The sequence below is a fragment of the Enterobacter cloacae complex sp. P40C2 genome, assembly GCF_014930695.1.
In the GTDB taxonomy this organism is placed as follows: domain Bacteria; phylum Pseudomonadota; class Gammaproteobacteria; order Enterobacterales; family Enterobacteriaceae; genus Enterobacter; species Enterobacter pasteurii.
On sequence record NZ_JADBRP010000006.1, the window covers coordinates 167,147 to 188,650 of the forward strand.

Sequence of the window (21,504 nt, forward strand, 5' to 3'; positions counted from 1 at the left end):
TTGTACCGTGTTAAACAAAATCAAAGCTCGTCTCCCCGCTCTCTCTCTGCCCTCCGGCACTAACGCACCTAAACTGCTGGCGATTGCCGGTGGCGCCGTGCTGGCGCTCGGGATCGTCGCCTCGCTGTGGAACCACAATCAGGGCTATGTAGCCCTGTACGGCGCGCAGGAACAGATCCCTGTTTCGCAGGTGGTGGAAGTGCTGGGTGCAGAAAACATTCCTTATCGCGTTAACCCCGATAACGGCCAGATCCTGGTCAGTGAAGGTAAGCTGCCGCAGGCGCGTATGGCGCTGGCGGCGAAAGGTATTAGCGCCGCGACGCCGGACGGCTACGAGCTGATGGATAAAGAAGAGATGCTCGGCAGCAGCCAGTTCATTCAGAACGTGCGCTATAAGCGCAGCCTGGAAGGCGAGCTGGCGAAGAGCATCATGGCGCTGGATCCGGTGGAACACGCCCGCGTGCATCTCGGCCTGAGCGAGTCCAGCTCGTTTGTTTTGACCAACAAGCCAAACAGCAGCGCGTCGGTGATCGTGCAGCTGCGCTACGGCAAACGGCTGGATGAACAGCAGGTGGCCTCGATTGTGCAGCTGGTCTCCGGCTCCGTGCCGGGCATGGCCGCAGGCAGCGTACGCGTGGTTGACCAGGCGGGTAACCTGCTCTCAGACGGTATTGAAGGCCCTGAGGGCAAACGCCCCGGCAACGAGGTTGTGCAGCACATCCGCGACGATACCCGCAAGAACATCACCACGCTGTTGACCTCCCTGGTGGGCGAGGGGAACTTCCGCATCAGCGTTGCCCCGACCGTAGATTTGAGCCGCGTTGAAGAGACGCAGGAGCGTCTGGGCAAAGATCCGCGCGTGAGCGATGAGCAGATAAGCCACGAAAACAGCACCAACGAAATGGCGTTTGGTATCCCCGGCTCGCTAAGCAACCGTCCGGTGAACCAAAATCCACAGGCGGCAGCGGCTCAGGCCGCGGGCCAGGCAGCGCCTGCCGCGACGAATACGACGGAAACAACCACCCGGGATCCGCGTTCCCTGAGCAACCGTAGCCAGGAGCAGCGCAAGTATGCGTTCGACCGCGACATCCGCCATATCCGCTATCCCGGCTATAAGCTGGAGAAGCTGAGCGTGGCCGTGGCGTTGAACCAGAGCGCACCCGCGCTGGCTAAGATCACGCCCGAGCAGCTGACCTCAATTACCCGCCTGGTGGAAAGCGCCGCCGGGATCGATAAACAGCGCGGTGATGCGTTAACCCTGGACGTGCTGACCTTTACCCCTCCGGTCAGCCAGGACCCGGTAGTCGGGAAATGGTGGAAAGATCCGGATATGCAGTACTGGGCGCAGAAGGGCGGTATTGGCCTGCTGCTTCTGCTGACGCTGCTGTTCGGCGTGCGGCCGCTGGCCCAGCGATTGGGACGCCGCGAGCGCGTGGTAAACGCGGTCGAGCAGGACGATTCAATGCTGCTGACAGACGATTCTCCTGTGTCGGAAAACGGGCTTTCCACGCTGTCGAAAGCGGGCTTTAACAATAATGACGATCTGCTGCCGCCGCAAAGCTCCGGCCTGGAAACCAAGGTGGAGTATCTCCAGGTTCTGGCCCAGAGCGAAACAGAGCGCGTGGCAGAAGTTCTGAAACAATGGATTAACAGCAATGACCGAAGCAACAGCAAACCGGACCAGTAACGCCAAAGGGCGTAGCCGCCTGGAGCAGGCGGCGATCTTGCTGATGAGCGTGGGCGAAGAGGCCGCTGCGCAGGTTATGCAGAAACTCACCCGTGAAGAGGTGGTTTTGCTGAGTGAAACCATGGCGCGTCTGCATGACGTGAAGGTGAGCCAGGCGCGTCAGGCGATGAACAATTTCTTTTCCGACTACAGCGAGCAGAGCGGCATCAACGGCGCGTCGCGCTCCTACCTGCGCAGCATTCTGGAAAAGGCGCTGGGGGGTGAAATTGCCCGCAGCGTCATTAACGGTATTTACGGCGATGAGATCCGCTATCGCATGGCGCGCCTGCAGTGGGTTGATATTCCCCAGCTGGCGGCGCTGATCGATCAGGAGCACCTGCAGCTGCAGGCGGTTTTCCTCGCTTTCCTGCCGCCAGACATCGCCGCCAGCGTGCTGAGCGTGCTGCCGCGCGAACGTCAGGATGAAATCATATACCGCGTTGCCCGGCTCGACGATGTCAACCGCGACGTAATCGACGAGCTCGATCGCCTGATCGATCGCGGTATCGCGGTGCTTTCGGAGCATGGTTCTAAGGTGGCGGGCATCAAGCACGCCGCCAATATCGTCAACCGTATTCCCAGCAACCAGCAGGAGCTGCTGGAGCAGCTGCGCGAGCGCGACGAAAGCGTGGTCGACGATTTGCAGGACGAAATGTACGAGTTCTTCATTCTCAGCCGCCAGACGCCAGCCACGCTGCAGCGCCTGATGGAAGAAGTGCCGATTGAAGAGTGGGCCGTGGCGCTGAAGGGCACCGAGCCGGTGCTGCGCCAGGCGATTTTCAACGTCATGCCGAAGCGTCAGGTGACCCTGCTGCAAAGCACCACCAGCCGCCTGGGTCCCGTGCCGGTCAGCCGTATTGAGCAGGTGCGAAAAGAGATTATGCAGACCCTGCGTCAGCTGGTGGAAGAGGGTGAGATTCAGGTGCAGCTCTTCGCCGAACAGACGGTGGAATAAACCATGTTCAAGAAAAGGAGTCCCGCGCTCGAGGCACTGACCTCCCGGCGTCAGGCGGTGGTTAAACCCCGGCTGCATAAATTCCCACCGCTGCGCAAACGCCGGGCGACGCCGCACGCGGACGGCGAGAGCGAGGCGTCCGTCATGCAGGATCCCGGCGAGCATCAGCGGCAGAGCGAAGCCGGCTTCCGCGAAGGCATGAACCAGGGCTTTGCCCAGGGCATGGAAGAGGGCAAGCAGGAGGGCTACCAGGAAGGGGTGCGCCTCGGCTTTGACGAAGGGATGCGCAAAGGCCTGACGGAAGGTAAGCAGCAGGCTCGCCAGCAGTTTCTGGAGGCGGCGGCGCCGTTTGAACGCCTCACCGCCGACGTGCAGCGTTTCCTCGAAAGCTATGAACAGCGCCGTCGTGAAGAGTTAATGCAGCTGGTGGAAAAAGTAACCCGCCAGGTGATCCGCAGCGAGCTGGCGCTGCACCCGACCCAGCTGCTAGCGCTGGTGGAAGAGGCGCTGACCAGCCTGCCGCAGCCGCCAGAGCAGATGCGCGTGGTGCTGAACAGCGAAGAGTTCCGCCGCATCAGCGAAGCGGAGCCGGAAAAAGCGCGTGAGTGGGGGCTGACCTCCGACCCGGCGCTGGAGCCAGGCGAATGCCGCGTGATCACCGAAACCACCGAAATGGATGTGGGCTGCCAGCACCGTCTCGACCAGTGCGTGGCGGTGCTGAAAGACAACCTGTTGCCGGACGCATCCCATGAGCAGCCTTGATTTCGAACAGGCGTTACGCTCCATCGAAGAGATTGACCTGGCACGCGTCGCGGGCCGTCTGGTGCGGGTGAACGGCATTCTGCTGGAGTGCGTGGGCTGTCGACTGGCGATAGGCCAGTTGTGCTACGTAGAAAGCGTTGAGCAAGAGATGATGGAAGCCCAGGTGGTGGGATTTGACCGTGAGGTTACCTACCTGATGCCGTTCAAACAGCCGTCCGGACTGATTGCCGGGGCGCGCGTCTTCCCTGCCGGTAAAAGCGAAGGGGTGATGGTGGGTGACCAGTGGCTTGGCCGCGTTGTTAACGGCCTCGGTGAACCGCTGGACGATAAGGGCAAGCTGACCGGTGACACGCTGCTGCCACAGCAGCTGCCGCAGATCCACCCACTCCGACGGCAGCCGGTTGAAACACCGCTGGACGTGGGCGTGCGGGCGATCAACGGCCTGCTGACCGTTGGTAAAGGCCAGCGCGTAGGGCTTATGGCGGGCAGTGGGGTGGGTAAAAGCGTCCTGCTGGGGATGATCACCCGCTATACCCAGGCCGAAGTGGTGGTCGTGGGGCTGATTGGCGAGCGTGGACGTGAGGTTAAAGAATTTATTGAGAATTCGCTCCAGGCTGAAGGCCTGGCAAAGTCGGTGATCGTCGCCGCACCGGCGGATGAGTCGCCGCTGATGCGCATCAAGGCCACCGAGCTGTGCCATACCATCGCCAGTTACTATCGCGACAAGGGCAAAGATGTGCTGCTGCTGGTGGATTCCCTGACCCGCTACGCCATGGCCCAGCGCGAGATAGCCCTCTCGCTCGGCGAGCCGCCCGCAACGAAAGGGTATCCACCCTCCGCGTTCAGCATGATCCCCCGCCTGGTCGAAAGCGCCGGTAACAGCGGGAGTAACGGATCGATGACGGCGATTTATACCGTGCTGGCGGAGGGGGACGATCAGCAGGATCCCATCGTTGACTGCGCGCGCGCGGTGCTTGATGGACATATCGTGTTGTCGCGCCATCTGGCGGAGGCCGGGCACTATCCGGCCATCGACATCGGCCAGTCGATCAGCCGCTGCATGAGCCAGGTGACGACCCGTGAGCACCAGCTCGCCGCGCGTACCCTTAAGCAGCTGTACGCCGAATACCAGAATATTAAGCCGTTGATACCGCTGGGCGGCTATGTCGCGGGGGCCGATCCGCTGGCGGATAAGGCGGTACGCCTTTCTCCGGCCATCACGCATTTCTTACAGCAGGAAGTGCACGACGCGGCGTTGATTGACGCCACCGTAACGGATTTGTGTGCGCTGGCGCAGGCAGGATAACCGATGAGCAAACTCATTTCGACACTGGAACAGCTACAGCTGATGCGTACTCGCGCGGTTGATGACCTGACCGTAAAGCTGGCCTCGCAAAAACAGCTCTGCCAGCGCTTTGAGAAGAACATTGATGCATTGACCTCGCTGGCATCAGGCCTCGTCACGCAGAGCGCGAACAGCGCCGTGCTGATGATCAACCAGTCAAAATATAAGCAAAATATTCAGCGGGTTATCGACTGGCAGAAGCAGGAGCAGGCGCTGGCTTCGCTGGAAGCGGCAAAGATTCAGGATAACCTGCTGGCCGAAGCAAAGCGGGAAAAAAGCCTTGCGATGGTGCTGGATGCCAAACGCAGCGACCAGCGGATGGCGTTAAGCCGACGCGATCAAAAAGTAACCGATTCTGTTTCTGTTCAGTGCTGGCTGCGCCAACGGCAGGCCGCCGCTCGCCAACGATAAATGTTATGACCACAACCTCTAAAAACACTCAGTCTTCCCTGATCTCAGCCCTGCTGGCGCGCCAGCAGCGTTCGCAGCCGCGGTCGACGCCGTTTGTCAGCGTTATCTGCCCGACCTACAACCGCCGCGAGTTTTTGCCTTACTTACTCTATATCTGGCAGTACCAGGACTACCCGGCGGACAGGCGCGAACTGGTGATCCTCGACGATTCGCCGGCCAGCAACGCCGATCTCATCGATATGATGGTCGATCCGTCGCAGCCGAACGTACGGTATATCCACAGCCCGGAGCGGCTGACGCTGGGCAATAAACGTAACCGGCTCAACGCGCTGGCGAAGGGTGAATACATCATCTGTTTCGATGATGATGACTATTATGCGCCGGATAAGATTTCCCATCAGGTGGCGCAGATGCAGACCCACCGGGCGCTGTTTTCCGGCAGCGACCAGATTTATATCTGGTACAGCCATCTGGATAAAATCTATCTGACCCACTCCTTCGGGGCCCGCCACGCCCTGAACGGCACGTTCGGCTATCATCGTAACCTCCTGAAAAATCATCGTTATGATGATGAAGCGATGCAGGCGGAAGAGGTGGGATTTCTGAATAATTTCACCACGCCGGTGCAGCAGATTGACCCGAAGCGAACCATCCTCTGTATTTCGCACAGCAGCAACACCTACGACAAAGATTTCATTCTCGATAGCTCAACGCCGGTCGATCTTACGCTGGAGGACTTTGTCAGCGATCCCAACCTGCTGGCGCACTACCGCCGGCTTAGCACCGCGCCGCTCAGTACGCGGGTGAACTGGTCGGTATTCGAGAAAATCGCCGTTCTGTATGACCCGCAGCAGGAAGCAACGCTGCCGACGCGATGTGAAGCGCTGCTGGCGCTGGGGGTGGAAGCCGGACAAATCTGGCCGGTGGCAAAAGTGCAGACGGGAACGCCGGAGGCCGCCGAATTGGCAACCCATATGCAGGTGCTGTCCCATGCCCAACAGCAGGGCTGGAAAAACGTGGTGCTGCTGGATGCCGGGCTGCGCTTTGTCAGAAAAGAGAATGCGATCCAGAACGTCAACAAACTGCTCGATGGACTGGACCAGCTGGACTGGCAGGTGCTGCTGCTGGGTGGACGTTATGAAAACTTTACGCCAACCCGATCTTTAAAAGGAGTGGCACGTATCTTTAATGCGGGCTGCGCGTGCGCCTGTGCGGTGAATGCCGATTACTACCCTGTGCTGCTGGATGCCTATCGTCAGGCGATGGAGCAGAACGTCAGCATCGATCGCTGCTGGGCGGTATTAATGAGCAAAAACGCGCTGTGGCTGGGATTCAGCCCAAGCTTCGCCTTCCTGCAACACTACCCGGACCCCAAAAGCGGCGAGCCTGTTGACTGTACGCACTGGTTCTTCCGTAAACACCGTTAACCCGCGACAGCCCGAAAGAGAACGAACATGGAACTGACTGAACACTACCAACCTGAATTTGTGTCACGTTTTGATGCGCGCGAGACCGCGTGTGAATGCCCGGCCTGCCGGAACGGCGATGAGGGCTGGCCGCATATCAGCGTGAAGATGAAAAACCAGCAGCGTGAGAGCCTGGATATCGTTTGTGAAACGGCGGCCAAAGAGATGCTGTTCAATCCGGACGCGTTTATTTTGCACACCACGCAGAGGGCAGCGCAGGGCGAAGAGATGCTCTCTCCATGGAGCGAGACCCTCAATCAGCAGTGCGTTAACCTCGCCATTCATCCGGCGCTGGCGCTGGAAGTGAGTCTGTACAGCATTGGCGTGCTGCTCAGTAAAGCGCAGCAATATCGGGATAACGGTGAGTGCGACCCGGCACTGCTGGTAAATATGGGAGAACAGCTGGCCGCGCTGGCGGAGCAGGGAGTGTTAACGCAGCAATTCGCGATGCTGCCTCCGATTATTGAGAACCGCGTGGCCACGCTGAAAGAGATGGGCACTCTGCGCCTTAATCTCAACCTGCCGATGGTGGAGAAGATGGGTATGTCGCTGAAGCTGAGCGAGCTGTCGATCATGCAGCCTTCGCGCCTGGCGGAACGTCTGCAAACGCTGGAAGCGGTATGGGCGGATATCAGCCTGTTTAACGAGCAGCCGCACATCCTTCGCAATGTGTTGATTTATCCGCTGTATAACGATGTATTTCCCGGCGTGAACTGCAGCAACTATGGCGAAGCCCTGCTGGGGCTGGCGCGACAGTTCTTCCACCTCAAAATGCTGTGCGCCATGCGCGCCGAGCAGGGCGCGTTTACTCAGGACGACGCGGCGTTGCTGATCGGTGCGCTACGCGGCTGGCAGCAGGAGAATCCATTTACGACCGACGCGGCAAATACGGCGGATTACAGCCTGCTGTGCGGGCTGTCGCTGTTGTAAATTAAACAGCATTTCTTCTTACTTCCTAAAAAAGAAAAGGGAAGAGCAGTATAAGCACGTTATTGCAGGAAGCCCTCAGTATTTAAACTGAGGGCTAACGTCATGCATAGCGGGTATGACGTTTCAGAAGAGTCTGGTGACGCACGTACTCGCTGAGTTTTTCCATATGCAGAGCGTTGTATTTATTCAGCCAGATAAACGTGGGCGTATAATTCATCACCTCGATTGGGAAATAGCCCCAGGGGGCGATCAGCGCTTCCAGCTCGCCTAATTCATCCAGCGTGGCGCACTCCAGCGCCAGCACAGGTTGAAAACGCTGTAGCGTTTCACAGGCACCTTTGAGGACGTTGAGCTCCATACCCTCAACATCAATTTTGATTAACGATACTGGCTGCTCCGGATGCGTCTGTTCCAGCAAACGGTCAAGGGGGGTAACGCGTACCTTAATACAGTTATCCTCATCTCCACCGTGGATTGACCAGGTGCCCATATTCTTCTGCTGCGTCATTCCTATTGCCAGTTCACCCTCCTGATTATCCAGAGCGATATGGAACAAACGAACAGAATCCTTCACATGATTCATCTCCATATTTACGCAGTGAATAAGGGCATTGACTTCAACCGGTTCAAACGCCCAGACCCTGGCCCCCATTATTTTGGAAAACCACAGGCTGTGGTTACCAATATTTGCGCCGATATCAAATACTAGCCCCTTACGATCCCAGAAAAAGCTGAGCGTTTGCAAAAATTCAGCTTCGTAAAAGCTACGATGCTTCTGGATTTGCTGAGGGATAAAATCTTGTTTTAAATGGAAAACAGAAATTGTTTCTTCCAGGAAAGTAAACGATAAATTATCAAAATTTTCTTCGTCGGCCAGCGTAAATAGCTGAGTGAGTTTTTCAGCGAGTGGCAAAGCCATTATTTTGTTCATAGTAATACCTGTGGAGCGGTGCGCAGGCAAATAAACCCTGTCGGCAACGCATGAGTCTTTGTCAGGATGTGTAATTTGAGCTGGCTAATCGCATCTGATGTTAACGTTTCGTCGGGCTGCAAAGCATAGACATAGCTGTAGCATGTGGGGCACTGGGCCGTAAGCTCCCGAACTATCGCTTGTGGATCGTATCGTTCATGTCGCAGTGTCGGCACTGAGAGGAAGCTGAGGTCGTGATCTGAGACCACCCAGGTGGTAAAAGCGCGATCCTGTTGCTTACCCAGCGCCAAAAACGCCGAATCCAGTTTTTCCAGTTGTTCGCCCATTGCGGGAATGACAATTGCCAGATTTTCCAGCCCACACAATTTTTCTCGCTGCTCATGGAGTTGGGCGATGATTTTTTTTGCCTGCCCGGATGTTATTCCCGGAAAAAGCAAGCTGACCGGGTAACGCGCGATAATACGGGTGAAAATGCGATATTCGTAGGTTTGATCAACGGGTCCACCCATTCCCGTCAGGTTATTACCATGCAGGCGATACTGTACGTTATTCCGGGCCGTAAACAGTACGTTTGCGCTGCCTAATGCACGTGACCAGAATTCGTAGTCATGCGCGCGCAGAAAATGTTCGTCGTAGCCGCCAACGGTGTCATAGACCGTTTTTCTTACGCAGCAGCCAGGATTGGTAATCGGGCATCCCCATACAATTTGTGATAACAGATTCGCAGGAGGCAATGCCTGTTCGTTTCGGTAAAAGCGTTTCTGCGTGCTGCCAAACTGGCTGATACCACAGGAAATAATATCGGATGTTGGCCAGCGTCTGAGCAGCGCGTCATAGTGGCGCAGCGTTGAACGGTGCAGGATATCATCGCTGTCCAGCCAGACGATGAACTCACCTTTAGCGTGCTGTATACCCAGGTTGCGGGTATCCGGTGCGTTAGTGTGCGTTTTCGCGATCGCGCGAAGACGCGGGTCATCAAAAGTGTCAGCAATACATGCTAACGTGTCATCGCTGGAGCCGTCATCGACGACCAGGACGTCAAAATGCGGGTAGTCTACATTGAGCGCGGAGGCGATTGCCGATACGATCATTTCCTGCCGGTTGTAGCATGGAATGATAATGGTGAAACGGTACATTGGCGCGTCTGGCGTCCAGCGCTGTCGATATGCGCTGGCAACGCTTTGCTGATTGAGCAGCTCCACCGCCCGTTGTGCGTAAAAATCGGCAGACGCCGGCGGCGTTAGCAACTGTTCCACCGCTTCATCCAGGTTTGTAAAGCACCACTCTGCGGGGAGGTATTCTTGTAATCCGCCGGTTGCCGCAAAGACAACGGGTTTGACGCCCGCCAGCATCGCTTCAAAAATCGCCATCCCTTGAGATTCGATGTAACTCGTAGAGAGCAGATACGATTTGCGGCTATACCATTGCGCCATTTTATTGGCAGGGAGCGGACTTTCAATCCGGACGTATTTGGACATTCCCGTCTGTTCCAGGATCTCTTTGAAGGATTCATAGAGACAGCGATCCTCCACGCGTCCAACGATCGCAAGGCGATAGCGTGTATCGCGTTTGATCAGCATTTGCATTACATGAATTAACTGAAAGAGATTTTTTGCCCCAACAAAGCGCGTAACGCAGCCAATTTGGAAGGGATCGCGTTTGGCCTTCGGCAGCGTGGCGACGGGCTGGTGATTGGTTAAATTGCCGATGACCGTCAAGAGCAAGGTAGGAGGGAGCTTATCGCCCAGTAGCGTAACAAATCGCCTTTTCATGGCCTCTGAAACGAAAATAACTTCGTCAAAAATATGCCAGTTGGCGTCTAAAAAAGCGTTATCGTACAACTCATAACGATGGATCCTGCAAACCATGCGGCAGGTTTTTTGCAAGCGGCTGGCGGCTATCGCCGCGCTATCTCCCCACTCAAACCAGGCAACATCGCAGTGTTGCAGCCAGCCTTGCAGCATTTCCACGGTTAACCCATTGAGCGATAGCGGCGTCACCAGATGGCCTTCCTGACGGGCAAGGTCGATTAGCGGATTGGCGAAGTGGTAATTGTCGGCAGTGGCGGTCATCACAATATGCTGGCGTGAACCTGGCAGTACGGTGAAATAGAAATCGTTGCCATTCGCGGACTGACATACGCACCGGTAACCTTTGCGGCCGAGCCAGTAAGCGGCCTGGGCAAACCGATCCTCATTGGCACCACAGAGAAGCAAATCGCTGCGCGCGGGCACCTTGTCCAGCCATGTCTTTAATAATTCCAGACTTTCTCTACCCGCCTGCACCAGAAGAAAATCAAACTGTTTCGCGAGTAGCGAATCGTTATGCTCAACGAACTCATCTACATGCTGGATACCTAAAATTTTTCGGGCATCGCTGATGCATTCGGCTGGTGGATGGCCGAATTTTAGTAATGAATGAAAGGCTTTTGCATGGACTGCGACTAACTGGCGAAGCATGGTGGATGTTGGCATTCGAAATACTCAGAGGGAAATGCAAAATAAAAAAGCAGGGGCATCACCCCTCCTGATACAACCAGTTCTCCGGCGCGCTGCTGTTCAGCAAATTCCCCAGGATCTCCTGCTGCATATTTATCAGCGTACCGTTGTAGTCGTTGGCGCGTTGACAGGCGGTGGCCTGCTGCTGGAGACCTTTCCAGAGGGCTGAAACGGTTGGCCGGTGGGTGGTGGGCAGCCGGGCGATCAGCGATTTTATGCCTTCGGCATTCGGAGTGACACCCAGTTCATTTAAAAGCTTATAGCGCTGTTGGCTATTTTTTGATAGCTGCTGGTAAATCGCCATCAGCTGCGCGTTGAGCGTTTCCAGCGCCGCGCTATCGCGGGCGACAATATGGCGGCGCTGTGTGTCGAGCAGGGCGGTCAGGGCACTGTAGTGCTTGCGATCTTCCGCCATATCCTGAATCAGGGTTTTAACGCGCTGGGCGGCGTTGGTCATAATTACCTCAGGAAATACTTCTGCATCGCCTCGGCCAGCGAATCAATATTGATGCTGATTTTGCCGCTGCTAATGGCTTCCTTCATTTCGGCGACACGCGCCATGTCCACTTCTGGCAGCGTGCTTAACTGCGTCTGCGCATCGCCCAGGACCGGATCGATGGCGGCGCTGCGCATCACGCGGGTACCCTCCTGCGCCACGGTGCACGTTTGTTCCGCGCTGCTGGCTTTATTAATTGCAGTGGTCAGGTTGTACTGCGGTGCTGCTACTTTCATCGCTTTGCCCTTTTACCTATCGTCTGTTCTGGTTGCGTATGAACCTTGCCCTGCGGAAGTCCTGCTTCCTGTGCCGTTATGTGTAAAGAGCGGCTATGGCGTGCGGTAACTTAAACAGGGAGGTAAGTTTTTTACCTGCCGCTGGCATACACCATATTCACCACGCCAACGTCGGCAACAATAGCGCTGACGATCCGTCCGCTGGTCTCGTTTTTGACCTTAATGATCTCGCCTTTGCGTCCCTTCTTCATGGCCTCACCCATCGTTCTGGCTTCCACGCCGTTTTGTCCGGCAATCATCAGCACGCGCTGGCCGCGTTCTACCAGCAGCGGCGCTTCCAGCTGTTGAAGCGTAATTGCCTGCCGATCGCGTATGCGGCGCCTGACGGTCATCCCGATGATGTCGTCTGGCTGGGTCAGATATTCACCGCGCATATTGCTGACGTTGAGCTTTTTAATGGCGATGCTGTCGGGAGTGATGACGTGACCGCGTTCCAGCGTGGCGCTGGCGACGATTGCCGGCAGGTAAATTTCTGGCTTTACGGTAACCGGAATATCCCAGCCTCCGGGGCCCGCGCAGCGCACGTCAAAGCGCAGGCGATTGATGTCAAGGCGGTCGCCGCCGGAAAGAGAAACGGCCAGTTTTTCAGGGCATGCCGCGTACTGTGAAACTTCACCTGGAATAAACAGATTCATTTTCGCCTGATAGTCAGGCCAGCGACGGCGCTTTGCCTCCTGGCGAATGAGATCCGACGCGTGGTGCTGGACGGTGGCAAAAACTTGCTTGCGGGCGCTGATGGCAGGGGCGACATCGGCCAGCGCGGTAACTGAAAACGACAGCAGGAAAAACGCCATCAGAAAGCGGAAATACCGTTTCACCCTGAGGCTTAAAAAAAGAGGAAAAACACTGTAAATCATAAGCTTAAAACCTTGGCATGAAAGTTGCTATGAAAACGCAGAGCATGCAGGTTTAAGCATCACGAGGGTGTGAATTGTGAGTATTACTTTTGACAAAGCATTGGGCGTTCATCCACAGGCTGTAGCACTTCGACTTTCCCGAGCAGAGCTGCTTTCAGCCAATCTGGCAAACGTTGATACCCCTAACTTCCAGGCTAAAGATATTGATTTTGCCTCCGAGATGCAACGTTCACGGTCGAGTTTTTCCTTTTCGTCTGCCCCGCAGGAGATGTATCGGGTGCCTTACCAACCGTCTTCCGACGGCAATACCGTTTCACTGAACGTCGAGCAGGCGGAGTTCGCGAAGAACACCCAGGACTATCAGATGAGCCTTGCCTTTTTAAACATGAAGTTCACTGGCCTTAAAAAGGCCATTGACGGTAAGTAACCCAACGCAGGTAACCACGAAATATGGCTTTTTCGGATATTTATCGCGTTTCGGGATCGGCGATGACGGCGCAAACCGTTCGTCTTAATACCATCGCCAGTAATCTCGCCAACGCAGAAACCGCCTCTGCTACCGAAGACGGCACCTATAAAGCGCGCCGTCCGGTATTTGCTGCGGTGTATAAAAATGACGAGTTGATGAACCATCAGGCCTTAACCGGTGCGCGCGTGCAGGTGATGGACGTCGTTGAGACCGGTAACGCGGTACAGCGCTATGAGCCGCACAACCCGATGGCCAATCCCGACGGCTATGTCTACTACCCGGACGTCAACGTGGTGGAAGAGATGGCGGATATGATGTCGGCATCACGCGGTTTTGAAACCAACGTGGATGTGCTGAACAGTGTGAAAAGCATGCAGCAAAGCCTGCTGCGACTTGGAGAAGCATAAGCATGGATATGAACGTAGACGGCGCTTACGCCAAAAGCCGTTCCGGCAGTACAACGGACGGCATTGCCAGCAACCAGTCCGCCTCCGGCATGAACACCATGTTTATGCAGCTTCTGGTCGCGCAGATCCAGAACCAGGATCCGCTCAACCCTACCGACGGTACCGAGTACGTGAGCCAGCTGGCCCAGCTTACCCAGGTGCAATCAATGGAAACCATGTCGCAGCTGATGGCGAACAATTCCGTGCTGATGGACAACCTGCAAACGCTGACTACCGGCAACCTGGTGGGACAGCACGTGATGGTGCAGACCGATTCGGTGAACAGCGATGGCGAGAGCGTGCTTGACGGACGTCTGACGCTGGAGCATGCCGCCGGCGTGGTGACGGTGATTGCCAAAGATGCCGCCGGTATTGAACACAAAATTGAGCTGGGCAAGCAGGAAGCGGGGCAGGTGGATTTCACCTTCGACCCGGAAGCGCTGGGGCTGAGCGAAGGCAAATACACCCTGAGCGTGGTGACCGATACCGGTGAAGAGAAAGTGCCGCTCGAAATGGGCGGGGTGGTAAACAACGTGCGCATTCCTCTCGACGGTAGCCCGACGGTACTCAATATCGACGGTCTTGGCGAAGTCGCCTACAACAACATCAGCCAGTTTGGCACTGCCTCCAGGAACAAAGCCTGAAGTGAATCAGGATATTAATTAAACAGGAACGATTATGAGCTTTAGTATTGCAACGTCCGGTCTGAATGCGATTACCGAGCAGCTGAGTGCTATCTCTAACAACATTGCCAACTCCGGTACCGTGGGGTTTAAATCCGGGCGCGCGGAGTTTTCCGCGCTGTACGCGGAAAGCCAGCCGCTGGGCGTGGGCGTAACTGCCGTTACCCAGAGCATTACCAAAGGGGGAAGTATTACTTCCACCGGTACCGCGCTGGATCTGGCCATCAACGGTAATGGCTTTTTTATGGTTCGCGATAGCGCAGGTACTACCGCCTATACCCGCGCGGGCTACTTCGGCACCGACAGCAACGGTCATCTTGTCAACAACAAAGGGATGTATCTTCAGGGGTATCCCGTTGATGCCAGCGGTACGCTCCAGGTGGGCACTATCGGCAACCTGACGATCAGCAGCGGTTCGATTCCGGCAAAAGCGACGGAAAGTATCGCTTTTACCGCCAACATGGACGCGCGCGCGGACGTTCCGGCCACTACGCCATTCAATCCTAAAGACAACACCTCCTATAACAACTCCTACACCACTCAGGTTTATGACTCGCTGGGCCGTGAGCACACCCTGAACCAGTACTTCGTGAAAACCGGCGAAAACGCCTGGGAAGTGCACTACTACATGGACGATACGCCGGTGACCAGCGGCGGTACGGAGCAGGTACAGAAGCTGACCTTTAACAGCCAGGGCGTGCTTACCGATCCGAGCGGAGCAGTCACGCTGACCGCGGATGTTGCGGGCGCTAATCCCATTACGCTTGACATGACCTACGGCGGCACCAGCCAGTATGGTTCTGATTTCTCCGTCAGCAAAAACAAAGGTGACGGCTATGCCTCCGGCGAACGCACGGGCCAGGCAATCGATCAGGACGGCTGCGTTTATGCCACCTTCTCTAACGGCGAGCGTTTGCTGCAGGGGCAGCTGGTGCTGGCGAACTTCGCTAATCCGAACGGCCTGTCCGCGCAGGACGGTACAACCTGGTCACAAACCGCCAGCTCTGGCGCGCCGCTGACCGGCACGCCGGGTACCGGCCTGCTGGGTTCTGTTGTTTCCGGGGCGCTGGAGTCGTCAAACGTCGATCTGACCGCCGAACTGGTCGGGCTGATGACCGCCCAGCGAAACTATCAGGCGAATACCAAGGTGATCAGCACCAACGACAGCATGATGACCTCGCTCTTCCAGGCGGTGTAATCGATGGATCGCCTACTGTTCACCGCCGTCAGCGGCGCCTCGCGAAGCCTGACGCAGCAGGAAATCCACGCGAATAACCTGGCGAACGTTAATACCCAGGGGTTTCGTAGCGATCTCGACAAAGCGCTCACGCAGCAGATCGGCGGCGAGGGTTATGCCTCGCGTTATCTGGCGCAGCCCACTCAGGGCGGCGTCGATATGACGCCGGGAGCCATGCGTGAAACCGGGCGTGACCTGGATATTGCCGTGAAGGGCGACGGCCTGATTACGCTGCGCAGCGGCACTCGTGAGGTCTATACGCGTAACGGCCAAATCGACATCAACGCTGATGGCGAGCTGTCAGTCAGCGGCCTGCCGCTGGAGGGCGATAACGGCCCGATCGTGCTGCCGCCTTACTCCTCCATCTCAATCGGCGAGGATGGGGTAATCACTATCGTGCCGGAGGACGGCGACATCGCCGCCCCGATGGATATTGACCGCGTGAAGCTGGTGAATATCCCCGCCAGCGAGCTCAGCAAAAACGAAGCCGGTTTCTTGATCACCAGCGCGGCGTTTAATCCGCGTGACGAAGAGGTGAAGGTGGCCGCCGGACATCTTGAATCCGCCAACGTGTCGGCCATCAGCGAAATGGTCTCCAGCATTGCGCTCAATCGCCAGTTTGAAGCGCAGATCAAGATGATGAAAGCCGCTGAAGATCTCGCAAACGCTGGTAACCGCCTGATTCGCGGCACCTGACAACACATTTGAGGAATACAGATGAATCCCGCTTTATGGATCAGTAAAACTGGGCTAGCGGCGCAGGACGCCAAAATGACCGCCATCTCCAACAACCTGGCGAACGTCAATACCACCAGTTTTAAACGTGACCGCGCCATGTTCGCCGATCTGTTCTACCAGAATCAGCGCACCCCGGGCGGCCAGCTCGATCAGGACACTATCTCACCGACGGGCATCCAGTTCGGTACCGGCGTCAAGATTGTCGGTACCCAGAAAGAGTTCACCGTCGGCAACATTCAGAACACCGGGCAGAGCCTGGACGTGGCGATTACCGGGCAGGGCTTTTTCCAGGTGGAAACGGCCAACGGTGATATCGCCTATACCCGCGCCGGTAACCTGCAAAAATCGCCTGAAGGCGTGCTGACGAACGCGCAGGGGCTGCCGCTGATCCCGCAAATCGAACTGCCGGATAACGTGAAGGATATTCAGATCGGCAAAGACGGCACCATCACCGCGACGGTCGCGGGTGAAACCGATCCGATTGAACTGGGGCAGCTGACGCTGGTGAATTTTGTCAATCCGGCCGGTCTCGAGGCTGTTGGCGGCAACCTCTATCGTGAAACGGCCGCCAGCGGTGAAGCGGTGGAAGGCGTTCCCGGTGAAGAGGCCTTCGGTCAGCTGGAGCAGGGATCGCTGGAAGGCTCTAACGTGCAGGTCGTTGAGGAGATGGTCGACATGATCACCGTCCAGCGCGCCTATGAAATGAACGCCAAGATGGTTTCTGCCGCAGACGACATGCTGAAGTTTGTTACGCAGTCGATGTAACGGCAGAGCCGTAAAGTGAAAGAGATGAAAAAGCAGGTAGCGATCGGTTTACTGGCGCTGGTGCTGTCGGGCTGCGAAAGCCCGGCACTGCTGGTGCACAAAGACGATGCGGCGTACGCGCCGCCGGAAGATTTCGCCATGCCGGAGACGCACGTCCGCGGCGGTGGCGTCTATAACAGCGGCTATAACTGGTCGCTTATTCAGGATCGCCGCGCCTATCGCATCGGCGACATCCTGACCGTAAAGCTGGACGAATCCACCCAGGCGAGCAAGCAGGCGCGAACGAACTTTGGCAAGAAGAATGACGTCTCGCTCGGCATCCCGGAGGCCTTTGGCCACTCGGTGGATAAGCTGTCCGGGTCGGTAGATGGTAACCGTAACTTCAACGGTAGCGCCACGTCGCAGCAGCAAAACAGCCTGCGCGGAGCGATCACCGTGGCGGTTTATAAAGTCTTGCCCAACGGCGTGCTGGCAATCCGCGGCGAAAAATGGCTCACCCTCAATCAGGGAGATGAGTACATGCGGGTCACCGGCCTCGTAAGAGCCGACGATATTGAGCGCGATAACTCCGTCTCCTCACAGCGTATCGCCAACGCGCGTATCTCCTACGCCGGACGCGGCGCGCTGAGTGATGCAAACGCGGCCGGCTGGCTGGTGCGCTTCTTTAACCATCCCCTGTTCCCTATCTGACGGAGTCGAGCGTGTTTAGACGAATTTTACTGCTCCTGTGCCTGTACAGCCTTGGCGTTGCTGCCCAGCCTTTGCGCGATGTGGTGGACATTCAGGGAGTGCGTGGTAACCAGCTGATCGGCTATAGCCTGGTAGTGGGTCTGGACGGAACCGGGGATAAAAACCAGGTGAAGTTCACCAGCCAGTCGGTCACCAATATGCTGCGCCAGTTTGGTGTCCAGCTGCCGGCCAAAATTGACCCGAAGGTGAAAAACGTCGCGGCCGTCGCCATTAGCGCCACGCTGCCGCCGGGCTACTCGCTCGGACAAACCATTGACGTCACCGTCTCTTCCATCGGCGATGCCAAAAGCCTGCGCGGTGGAACGCTGCTCCTGACTCAGCTTCGCGGTGCCGACGGTGAGGTGTATGCCCTGGCGCAGGGTAATGTGGTCGTGGGCGGCGTGAAGGCGGAAGGCAATAGCGGTTCCAGCGTTACCATCAATACGCCAACGGTAGGCCGCGTACCGAACGGCGGTTCGGTGGAACGTGAAATCCCGAGCGATTTCCAGCAGGAGCCGACGGTGATGCTGAACCTCAAGCGGCCGAGCTTTAAAACCGCCAACGCGGTAGCGGTAGCGCTGAATAACGCGTTTGGGGCAGGAACGGCGACGGCCCAGAGCGCCACCAATGTCTCCGTGCGTGCCCCAATGGGGGCAGGCGAGCGGGTGGCTTTTATGTCGTCGCTTGAAGATGTCCAGATCAACGCCGGCAAGCAGCCGCCGCGGGTGGTGTTTAACGCCCGGACCGGCACGGTGGTGATCGGCGATGGGGTGATCGTCCGCGCCGCGGCGGTTTCTCACGGCAATCTGACGGTCACCATTCGCGAATCCGCAAACGTCAGCCAGCCCAATGCCTTTGGCCGTGGACAGACGGTGGTGACCCCGCAGAGCGACGTTGACGTTAATCGTGGACGTGGGCAGATGGTGACCATCTCAGCCGGCACCAGCCTGCGCAGTATCGTCAATACCCTCAACAGCCTGGGGGCAGCCCCGGATGACACGATGGCTATCCTGCAGGCGCTGCACGAAGCCGGGGCGCTGGATGCTGAACTGGTGGTGATGTAATGCTGAATGCGATTAACCGACAAACCGCTATTCTGCCGGGTGATATTACCGGCCAGGTAAAGCCGCAAACGCTTGAACAGGCCGCCGGGCAGTTTGAGGCGCTGATGCTGCGCTCAATGCTATCGCAAATGCGTAAGGCCTCCGACGTGCTGGGGGAAGATAACCCCTTCAACAGCAAACAGCAGCGCATGATGCGCGATTTCTATGATGACAAAATGGCGTCAGAGCTGGCCTCCCAGCGCAGCACCGGCATTGCTCAGATGATTATTAACCAGCTTTCCCCGCAGGTGACGGCCCCGCTTAAGAATCAGGTGGAAGCGGCCGCTTTACAGGGACAACCGCAGGAACGCCATTTGCAGTCGTTCCAGATAACCGAAGGACAGGAGTAAGCCATGAGTATGTTTGATATCGCCTACAGCGGACTGCAGGCAGCTAACATGGGGATGCTCGTCTCGTCGATGAATGCGAATAATCTGCTGACGCCAGGCTATACCCGTCAGGGGATTGTTCAGAGCGCCATCGGCCCGATGGGCGAGGCCGGACTCTCGCCGGGTAACGGCGTTCAGGTGAACAGTATTCGCAGGCTCTCCAGTCAGTACCTCGTCAACCAGGTCTGGCAGACCAACACCAAAGCCGCCTATTTCAGCATGGGTAACGAGTACGTCAGCTCCCTGGAGAAGGTCATCGGCACCGACTCGACGAGCCTCGGAAATGGCCTGGACGATTTTTTTAGCGCCCTGAACGCCCTGACGCAGCAGCCTGAATCTCAGGCGCTGCGCCAGCAGCTGTTGAACCAGGCAAACACGCTCTCTACCCGCTTCAACAGCATGAATGATTTTATCTCCAGCCAGAAAGAGTCCATCAACACGCAGCGTGGGGCGATGGTGGAGCAGATCAACACCCTGAGCGGCAACATTGCAGAATACAACAAGAAGATTGCTGCGATGGAATCCACGGGCGGCAACAGCAGCGTATTGCGCGATCAGCGTGACGAGCTGGTGAAGACGCTGAGCTCAATGGCTGACGTCAAAGTAACCGACGATAGCAACGGCTACACCGTCTCGTTAAGTAACGGTCAGCCGCTGGTGAGCGGCAAGACGGCGGGCAAGCTTAGCACCGGTAAGGACAGCAACGGTAATACCACGCTGACGCTGGCGTTTTCGACCAGCGAGTTTTCCCTCAATCCCTCAACGGGCGGTCAGCTGGGGGCGCTTTATGACTATGAAACCGGCACGCTGAAGCAGATGGGCGACTCCGTGCAGGGCATGGCGCAAGCCGTGGCGGATATGTTCAACGCGCAGCTGGCGCAGGGCTACGATCTGAACGGCAAGCAGGGGAAACCGTTGTTCACCTTCGATGCGTCGAACCCGGCGGGCATGCTACAGGTAAACGATCTGGCTCCCGACGAGCTGGCGCTTTCCGGCGACCCGAAGGAGCCGGGCAATGGCGACAACCTTAACGCCCTGCTTGAGCTGAAGAATCAGAAAGCCGACATTCCGGGGATGGGCAACATGAGCCTGAACGAAGGGGCGGCAGCCATTATTTCGACCATCGGTATTGCCAGCAAGCAGAGTAAAACCGAAATGGATGCGGCCGTCGCGGTAAGGGACGACGCGCAAAAGCAGCGTGATGACCTGAGCGGCGTGAATCAGGATCGTGAGGCGATGAATCTGCAAGCCTACATGCAGGCCTACCAGGCGAGTATGAAGGTGATTTCCACGGGTAATCAGGTTTTTAGCGATCTGCTAAGTATGTTTTAAGCGCAACCACGGGATCTGAAATATGCAAGTAAGCAGCCTTTTTCTCTATAACGCCATGATGTCGCAAATGGGCGTTAATAGTTACCAGATGGGCAAACTCACGGAACAACTGTCGACGCAAAAGCGTATTAACGTACCGTCGGACGATCCGGTTATCGCCAGCCGTCTGGTGCAGCTCAATCGCGAGCAGTCAGCCATTAAGCAATATCAAAGCAACATCACCAGCCTGAGCGGCGCGCTGTCGATACAGGAGTCCCATATCAACGCCCTCAGCAACGAGGTGATGTCCGTGAGCGATAAGCTTAAGCTGGCGAATAACGGTTCGCTGAGTCAGAAAGATCTGGCGAGCTACGGTGCGGAGCTGGGATCTATGCTGGACTCGCTGGTGGCGACGATGAACAGTAAAAACGAAAACGGGAGCTACCTGTTCTCCGGCACCATGACCGACAGCAAAACCGTCACGCTGGACGAAAACGGCCAGTACGTATTCGGCGGCAATGAGAAGACCCGGGAAACGACGGTGGCCAACGGCGTGAGCATTACCGAAAACACCAATATTTCCCACGCGTTTTCCAGCTCAGGTAACGATCTGGAGATGCTGAACAAGCTCAAAGCGCTGAGTGAGAAAATGCAGGATCCGAACGCCAGCCTGACGGATTACCAGGACGACCTGACGGCGATGATCGATATGACCCAGACGACCAGCGATAGCCTGGGGGCGCTGTTTACCGATCTCGGTGGCCGTCAGAACCGCCTGACGCTGATTAACGATGCGCATACCGACGTCAGCCTGTCGAACGGCCAGCTAGAAACTGACCTTAATGAGGCTCCGACGGCGGAGTCTTACACGAAACTCCAGCTGTACAATACCTCGGTCCAGATCTCGTATAAGGCCTACAGTATGGTCAGCAACCTCAACCTTTTCAGCATGTTGTAAAGT

23 protein-coding genes are annotated in these 21,504 nt (G+C 56.7%); 18 read left to right on the forward strand and 5 right to left on the reverse strand.

The features are described from left to right. Window positions 1–7 precede the first annotated feature (7 nt). The 7 genes from fliF to IM304_RS13455 are packed head-to-tail and all read left to right on the forward strand — an operon-like array spanning window position 8 to window position 7,595. On the forward strand, window positions 8–1,687 hold the full coding sequence (gene fliF, locus IM304_RS13425; protein ID WP_193355393.1) for a flagellar basal-body MS-ring/collar protein FliF: 1,680 nt from the start codon (window positions 8–10) through the stop codon (window positions 1,685–1,687). Next, window positions 1,656–2,681 (forward strand): flagellar motor switch protein FliG, encoded by a 1,026-nt coding sequence (locus tag IM304_RS13430; protein WP_148420453.1) that lies wholly within the window; start codon window positions 1,656–1,658, stop codon window positions 2,679–2,681. Before fliF ends, IM304_RS13430 begins: the two co-directional genes overlap by 32 nt. Before the next feature lie 3 nt (window positions 2,682–2,684). Further along, window positions 2,685–3,443, forward strand: coding sequence for a flagellar assembly protein FliH (gene fliH / locus IM304_RS13435; protein ID WP_193355392.1), 759 nt, complete (start codon window positions 2,685–2,687; stop codon window positions 3,441–3,443). Further along, window positions 3,430–4,749, forward strand: coding sequence for a flagellar protein export ATPase FliI (fliI, locus tag IM304_RS13440; protein WP_193355391.1), 1,320 nt, complete (start codon window positions 3,430–3,432; stop codon window positions 4,747–4,749). The genes fliH and fliI overlap by 14 nt, the downstream gene beginning before the upstream one ends. A gap of 3 nt (window positions 4,750–4,752) precedes the next feature. Beyond that, window positions 4,753–5,199 carry a flagellar export protein FliJ gene (fliJ, locus tag IM304_RS13445; protein WP_193355390.1) on the forward strand — a complete coding sequence of 149 codons (447 nt, stop codon included), beginning with the start codon at window positions 4,753–4,755 and terminating at the stop codon, window positions 5,197–5,199. Between the two features lie 5 nt (window positions 5,200–5,204). Next, window positions 5,205–6,626, forward strand: coding sequence for a glycosyltransferase family 2 protein (locus tag IM304_RS13450; RefSeq protein WP_193355389.1), 1,422 nt, complete (start codon window positions 5,205–5,207; stop codon window positions 6,624–6,626). Window positions 6,627–6,653: 27 nt separating this feature from the next. Further along, a complete protein-coding gene (locus IM304_RS13455; RefSeq protein ID WP_193355388.1) occupies window positions 6,654–7,595 on the forward strand; it encodes a hypothetical protein in 942 nt (313 codons plus the stop codon). A gap of 100 nt (window positions 7,596–7,695) precedes the next feature. Here IM304_RS13455 and IM304_RS13460 read toward each other — a convergent pair whose 3' ends face one another. The 5 genes from IM304_RS13460 to flgA form a co-directional block, all read right to left on the reverse strand. Beyond that, window positions 7,696–8,526, reverse strand: coding sequence for an FkbM family methyltransferase (locus tag IM304_RS13460; RefSeq protein WP_193355387.1), 831 nt, complete (start codon window positions 8,524–8,526; stop codon window positions 7,696–7,698). Further along, complete coding sequence (locus IM304_RS13465) at window positions 8,523–11,000, reverse strand: glycosyltransferase (RefSeq protein ID WP_193355386.1); 2,478 nt, start codon at window positions 10,998–11,000, stop codon at window positions 8,523–8,525. The genes IM304_RS13460 and IM304_RS13465 overlap by 4 nt, the downstream gene beginning before the upstream one ends. A 43-nt stretch (window positions 11,001–11,043) precedes the next feature. Continuing rightward, window positions 11,044–11,481 (reverse strand): flagellar protein FlgN, encoded by a 438-nt coding sequence (locus IM304_RS13470; protein WP_193355385.1) that lies wholly within the window; start codon window positions 11,479–11,481, stop codon window positions 11,044–11,046. A gap of 2 nt (window positions 11,482–11,483) precedes the next feature. Next, the gene (gene flgM / locus IM304_RS13475) at window positions 11,484–11,756 is read right to left on the reverse strand and encodes a flagellar biosynthesis anti-sigma factor FlgM (RefSeq protein WP_193355384.1); all 273 of its coding nucleotides are present in this window, start codon (window positions 11,754–11,756) and stop codon (window positions 11,484–11,486) included. A 131-nt stretch (window positions 11,757–11,887) separates the two neighbouring features. Further along, on the reverse strand, window positions 11,888–12,673 hold the full coding sequence (gene flgA / locus IM304_RS13480; protein WP_193355383.1) for a flagellar basal body P-ring formation chaperone FlgA: 786 nt from the start codon (window positions 12,671–12,673) through the stop codon (window positions 11,888–11,890). Window positions 12,674–12,749: 76 nt separating this feature from the next. Between flgA and flgB the strand changes: the two genes are divergently transcribed. The 11 genes from flgB to flgL are packed head-to-tail and all read left to right on the forward strand — an operon-like array spanning window position 12,750 to window position 21,501. Beyond that, window positions 12,750–13,100 (forward strand): flagellar basal body rod protein FlgB, encoded by a 351-nt coding sequence (flgB, locus tag IM304_RS13485; RefSeq protein ID WP_176609057.1) that lies wholly within the window; start codon window positions 12,750–12,752, stop codon window positions 13,098–13,100. Between the two features lie 23 nt (window positions 13,101–13,123). Continuing rightward, window positions 13,124–13,549, forward strand: a complete 426-nt coding sequence (flgC, locus tag IM304_RS13490; RefSeq protein ID WP_059310347.1) for a flagellar basal body rod protein FlgC — start codon at window positions 13,124–13,126, stop codon at window positions 13,547–13,549. 8 nt (window positions 13,550–13,557) lie between these two features. Then, complete coding sequence (flgD, locus tag IM304_RS13495) at window positions 13,558–14,232, forward strand: flagellar hook assembly protein FlgD (protein ID WP_148420487.1); 675 nt, start codon at window positions 13,558–13,560, stop codon at window positions 14,230–14,232. Window positions 14,233–14,266: 34 nt separating this feature from the next. Beyond that, complete coding sequence (gene flgE / locus IM304_RS13500; protein WP_193355382.1) at window positions 14,267–15,469, forward strand: flagellar hook protein FlgE; 1,203 nt, start codon at window positions 14,267–14,269, stop codon at window positions 15,467–15,469. Between the two features lie 3 nt (window positions 15,470–15,472). Next, entirely contained in the window at window positions 15,473–16,204 is a 732-nt protein-coding gene (locus tag IM304_RS13505; protein ID WP_193355381.1) for a flagellar basal body rod protein FlgF, read from the forward strand. A 21-nt stretch (window positions 16,205–16,225) separates the two neighbouring features. Beyond that, a complete protein-coding gene (gene flgG, locus IM304_RS13510) occupies window positions 16,226–17,011 on the forward strand; it encodes a flagellar basal-body rod protein FlgG (protein ID WP_148420467.1) in 786 nt (261 codons plus the stop codon). Between the two features lie 24 nt (window positions 17,012–17,035). Then, window positions 17,036–17,701: a flagellar basal body L-ring protein FlgH gene (gene flgH / locus IM304_RS13515; protein WP_193355380.1), complete on the forward strand. Its 666-nt coding sequence runs from the start codon at window positions 17,036–17,038 to the stop codon at window positions 17,699–17,701. A gap of 11 nt (window positions 17,702–17,712) precedes the next feature. Next, window positions 17,713–18,804 (forward strand): flagellar basal body P-ring protein FlgI, encoded by a 1,092-nt coding sequence (locus IM304_RS13520; protein ID WP_176609053.1) that lies wholly within the window; start codon window positions 17,713–17,715, stop codon window positions 18,802–18,804. After that, window positions 18,804–19,193 (forward strand): rod-binding protein, encoded by a 390-nt coding sequence (locus IM304_RS13525; RefSeq protein WP_176609052.1) that lies wholly within the window; start codon window positions 18,804–18,806, stop codon window positions 19,191–19,193. The genes IM304_RS13520 and IM304_RS13525 overlap by 1 nt, the downstream gene beginning before the upstream one ends. A 3-nt stretch (window positions 19,194–19,196) precedes the next feature. Continuing rightward, window positions 19,197–20,564 carry a flagellar hook-associated protein FlgK gene (flgK, locus tag IM304_RS13530; protein ID WP_193355379.1) on the forward strand — a complete coding sequence of 456 codons (1,368 nt, stop codon included), beginning with the start codon at window positions 19,197–19,199 and terminating at the stop codon, window positions 20,562–20,564. 22 nt (window positions 20,565–20,586) lie between these two features. Beyond that, on the forward strand, window positions 20,587–21,501 hold the full coding sequence (gene flgL / locus IM304_RS13535; protein WP_193355378.1) for a flagellar hook-associated protein FlgL: 915 nt from the start codon (window positions 20,587–20,589) through the stop codon (window positions 21,499–21,501). Window positions 21,502–21,504: the final 3 nt, after the last annotated feature.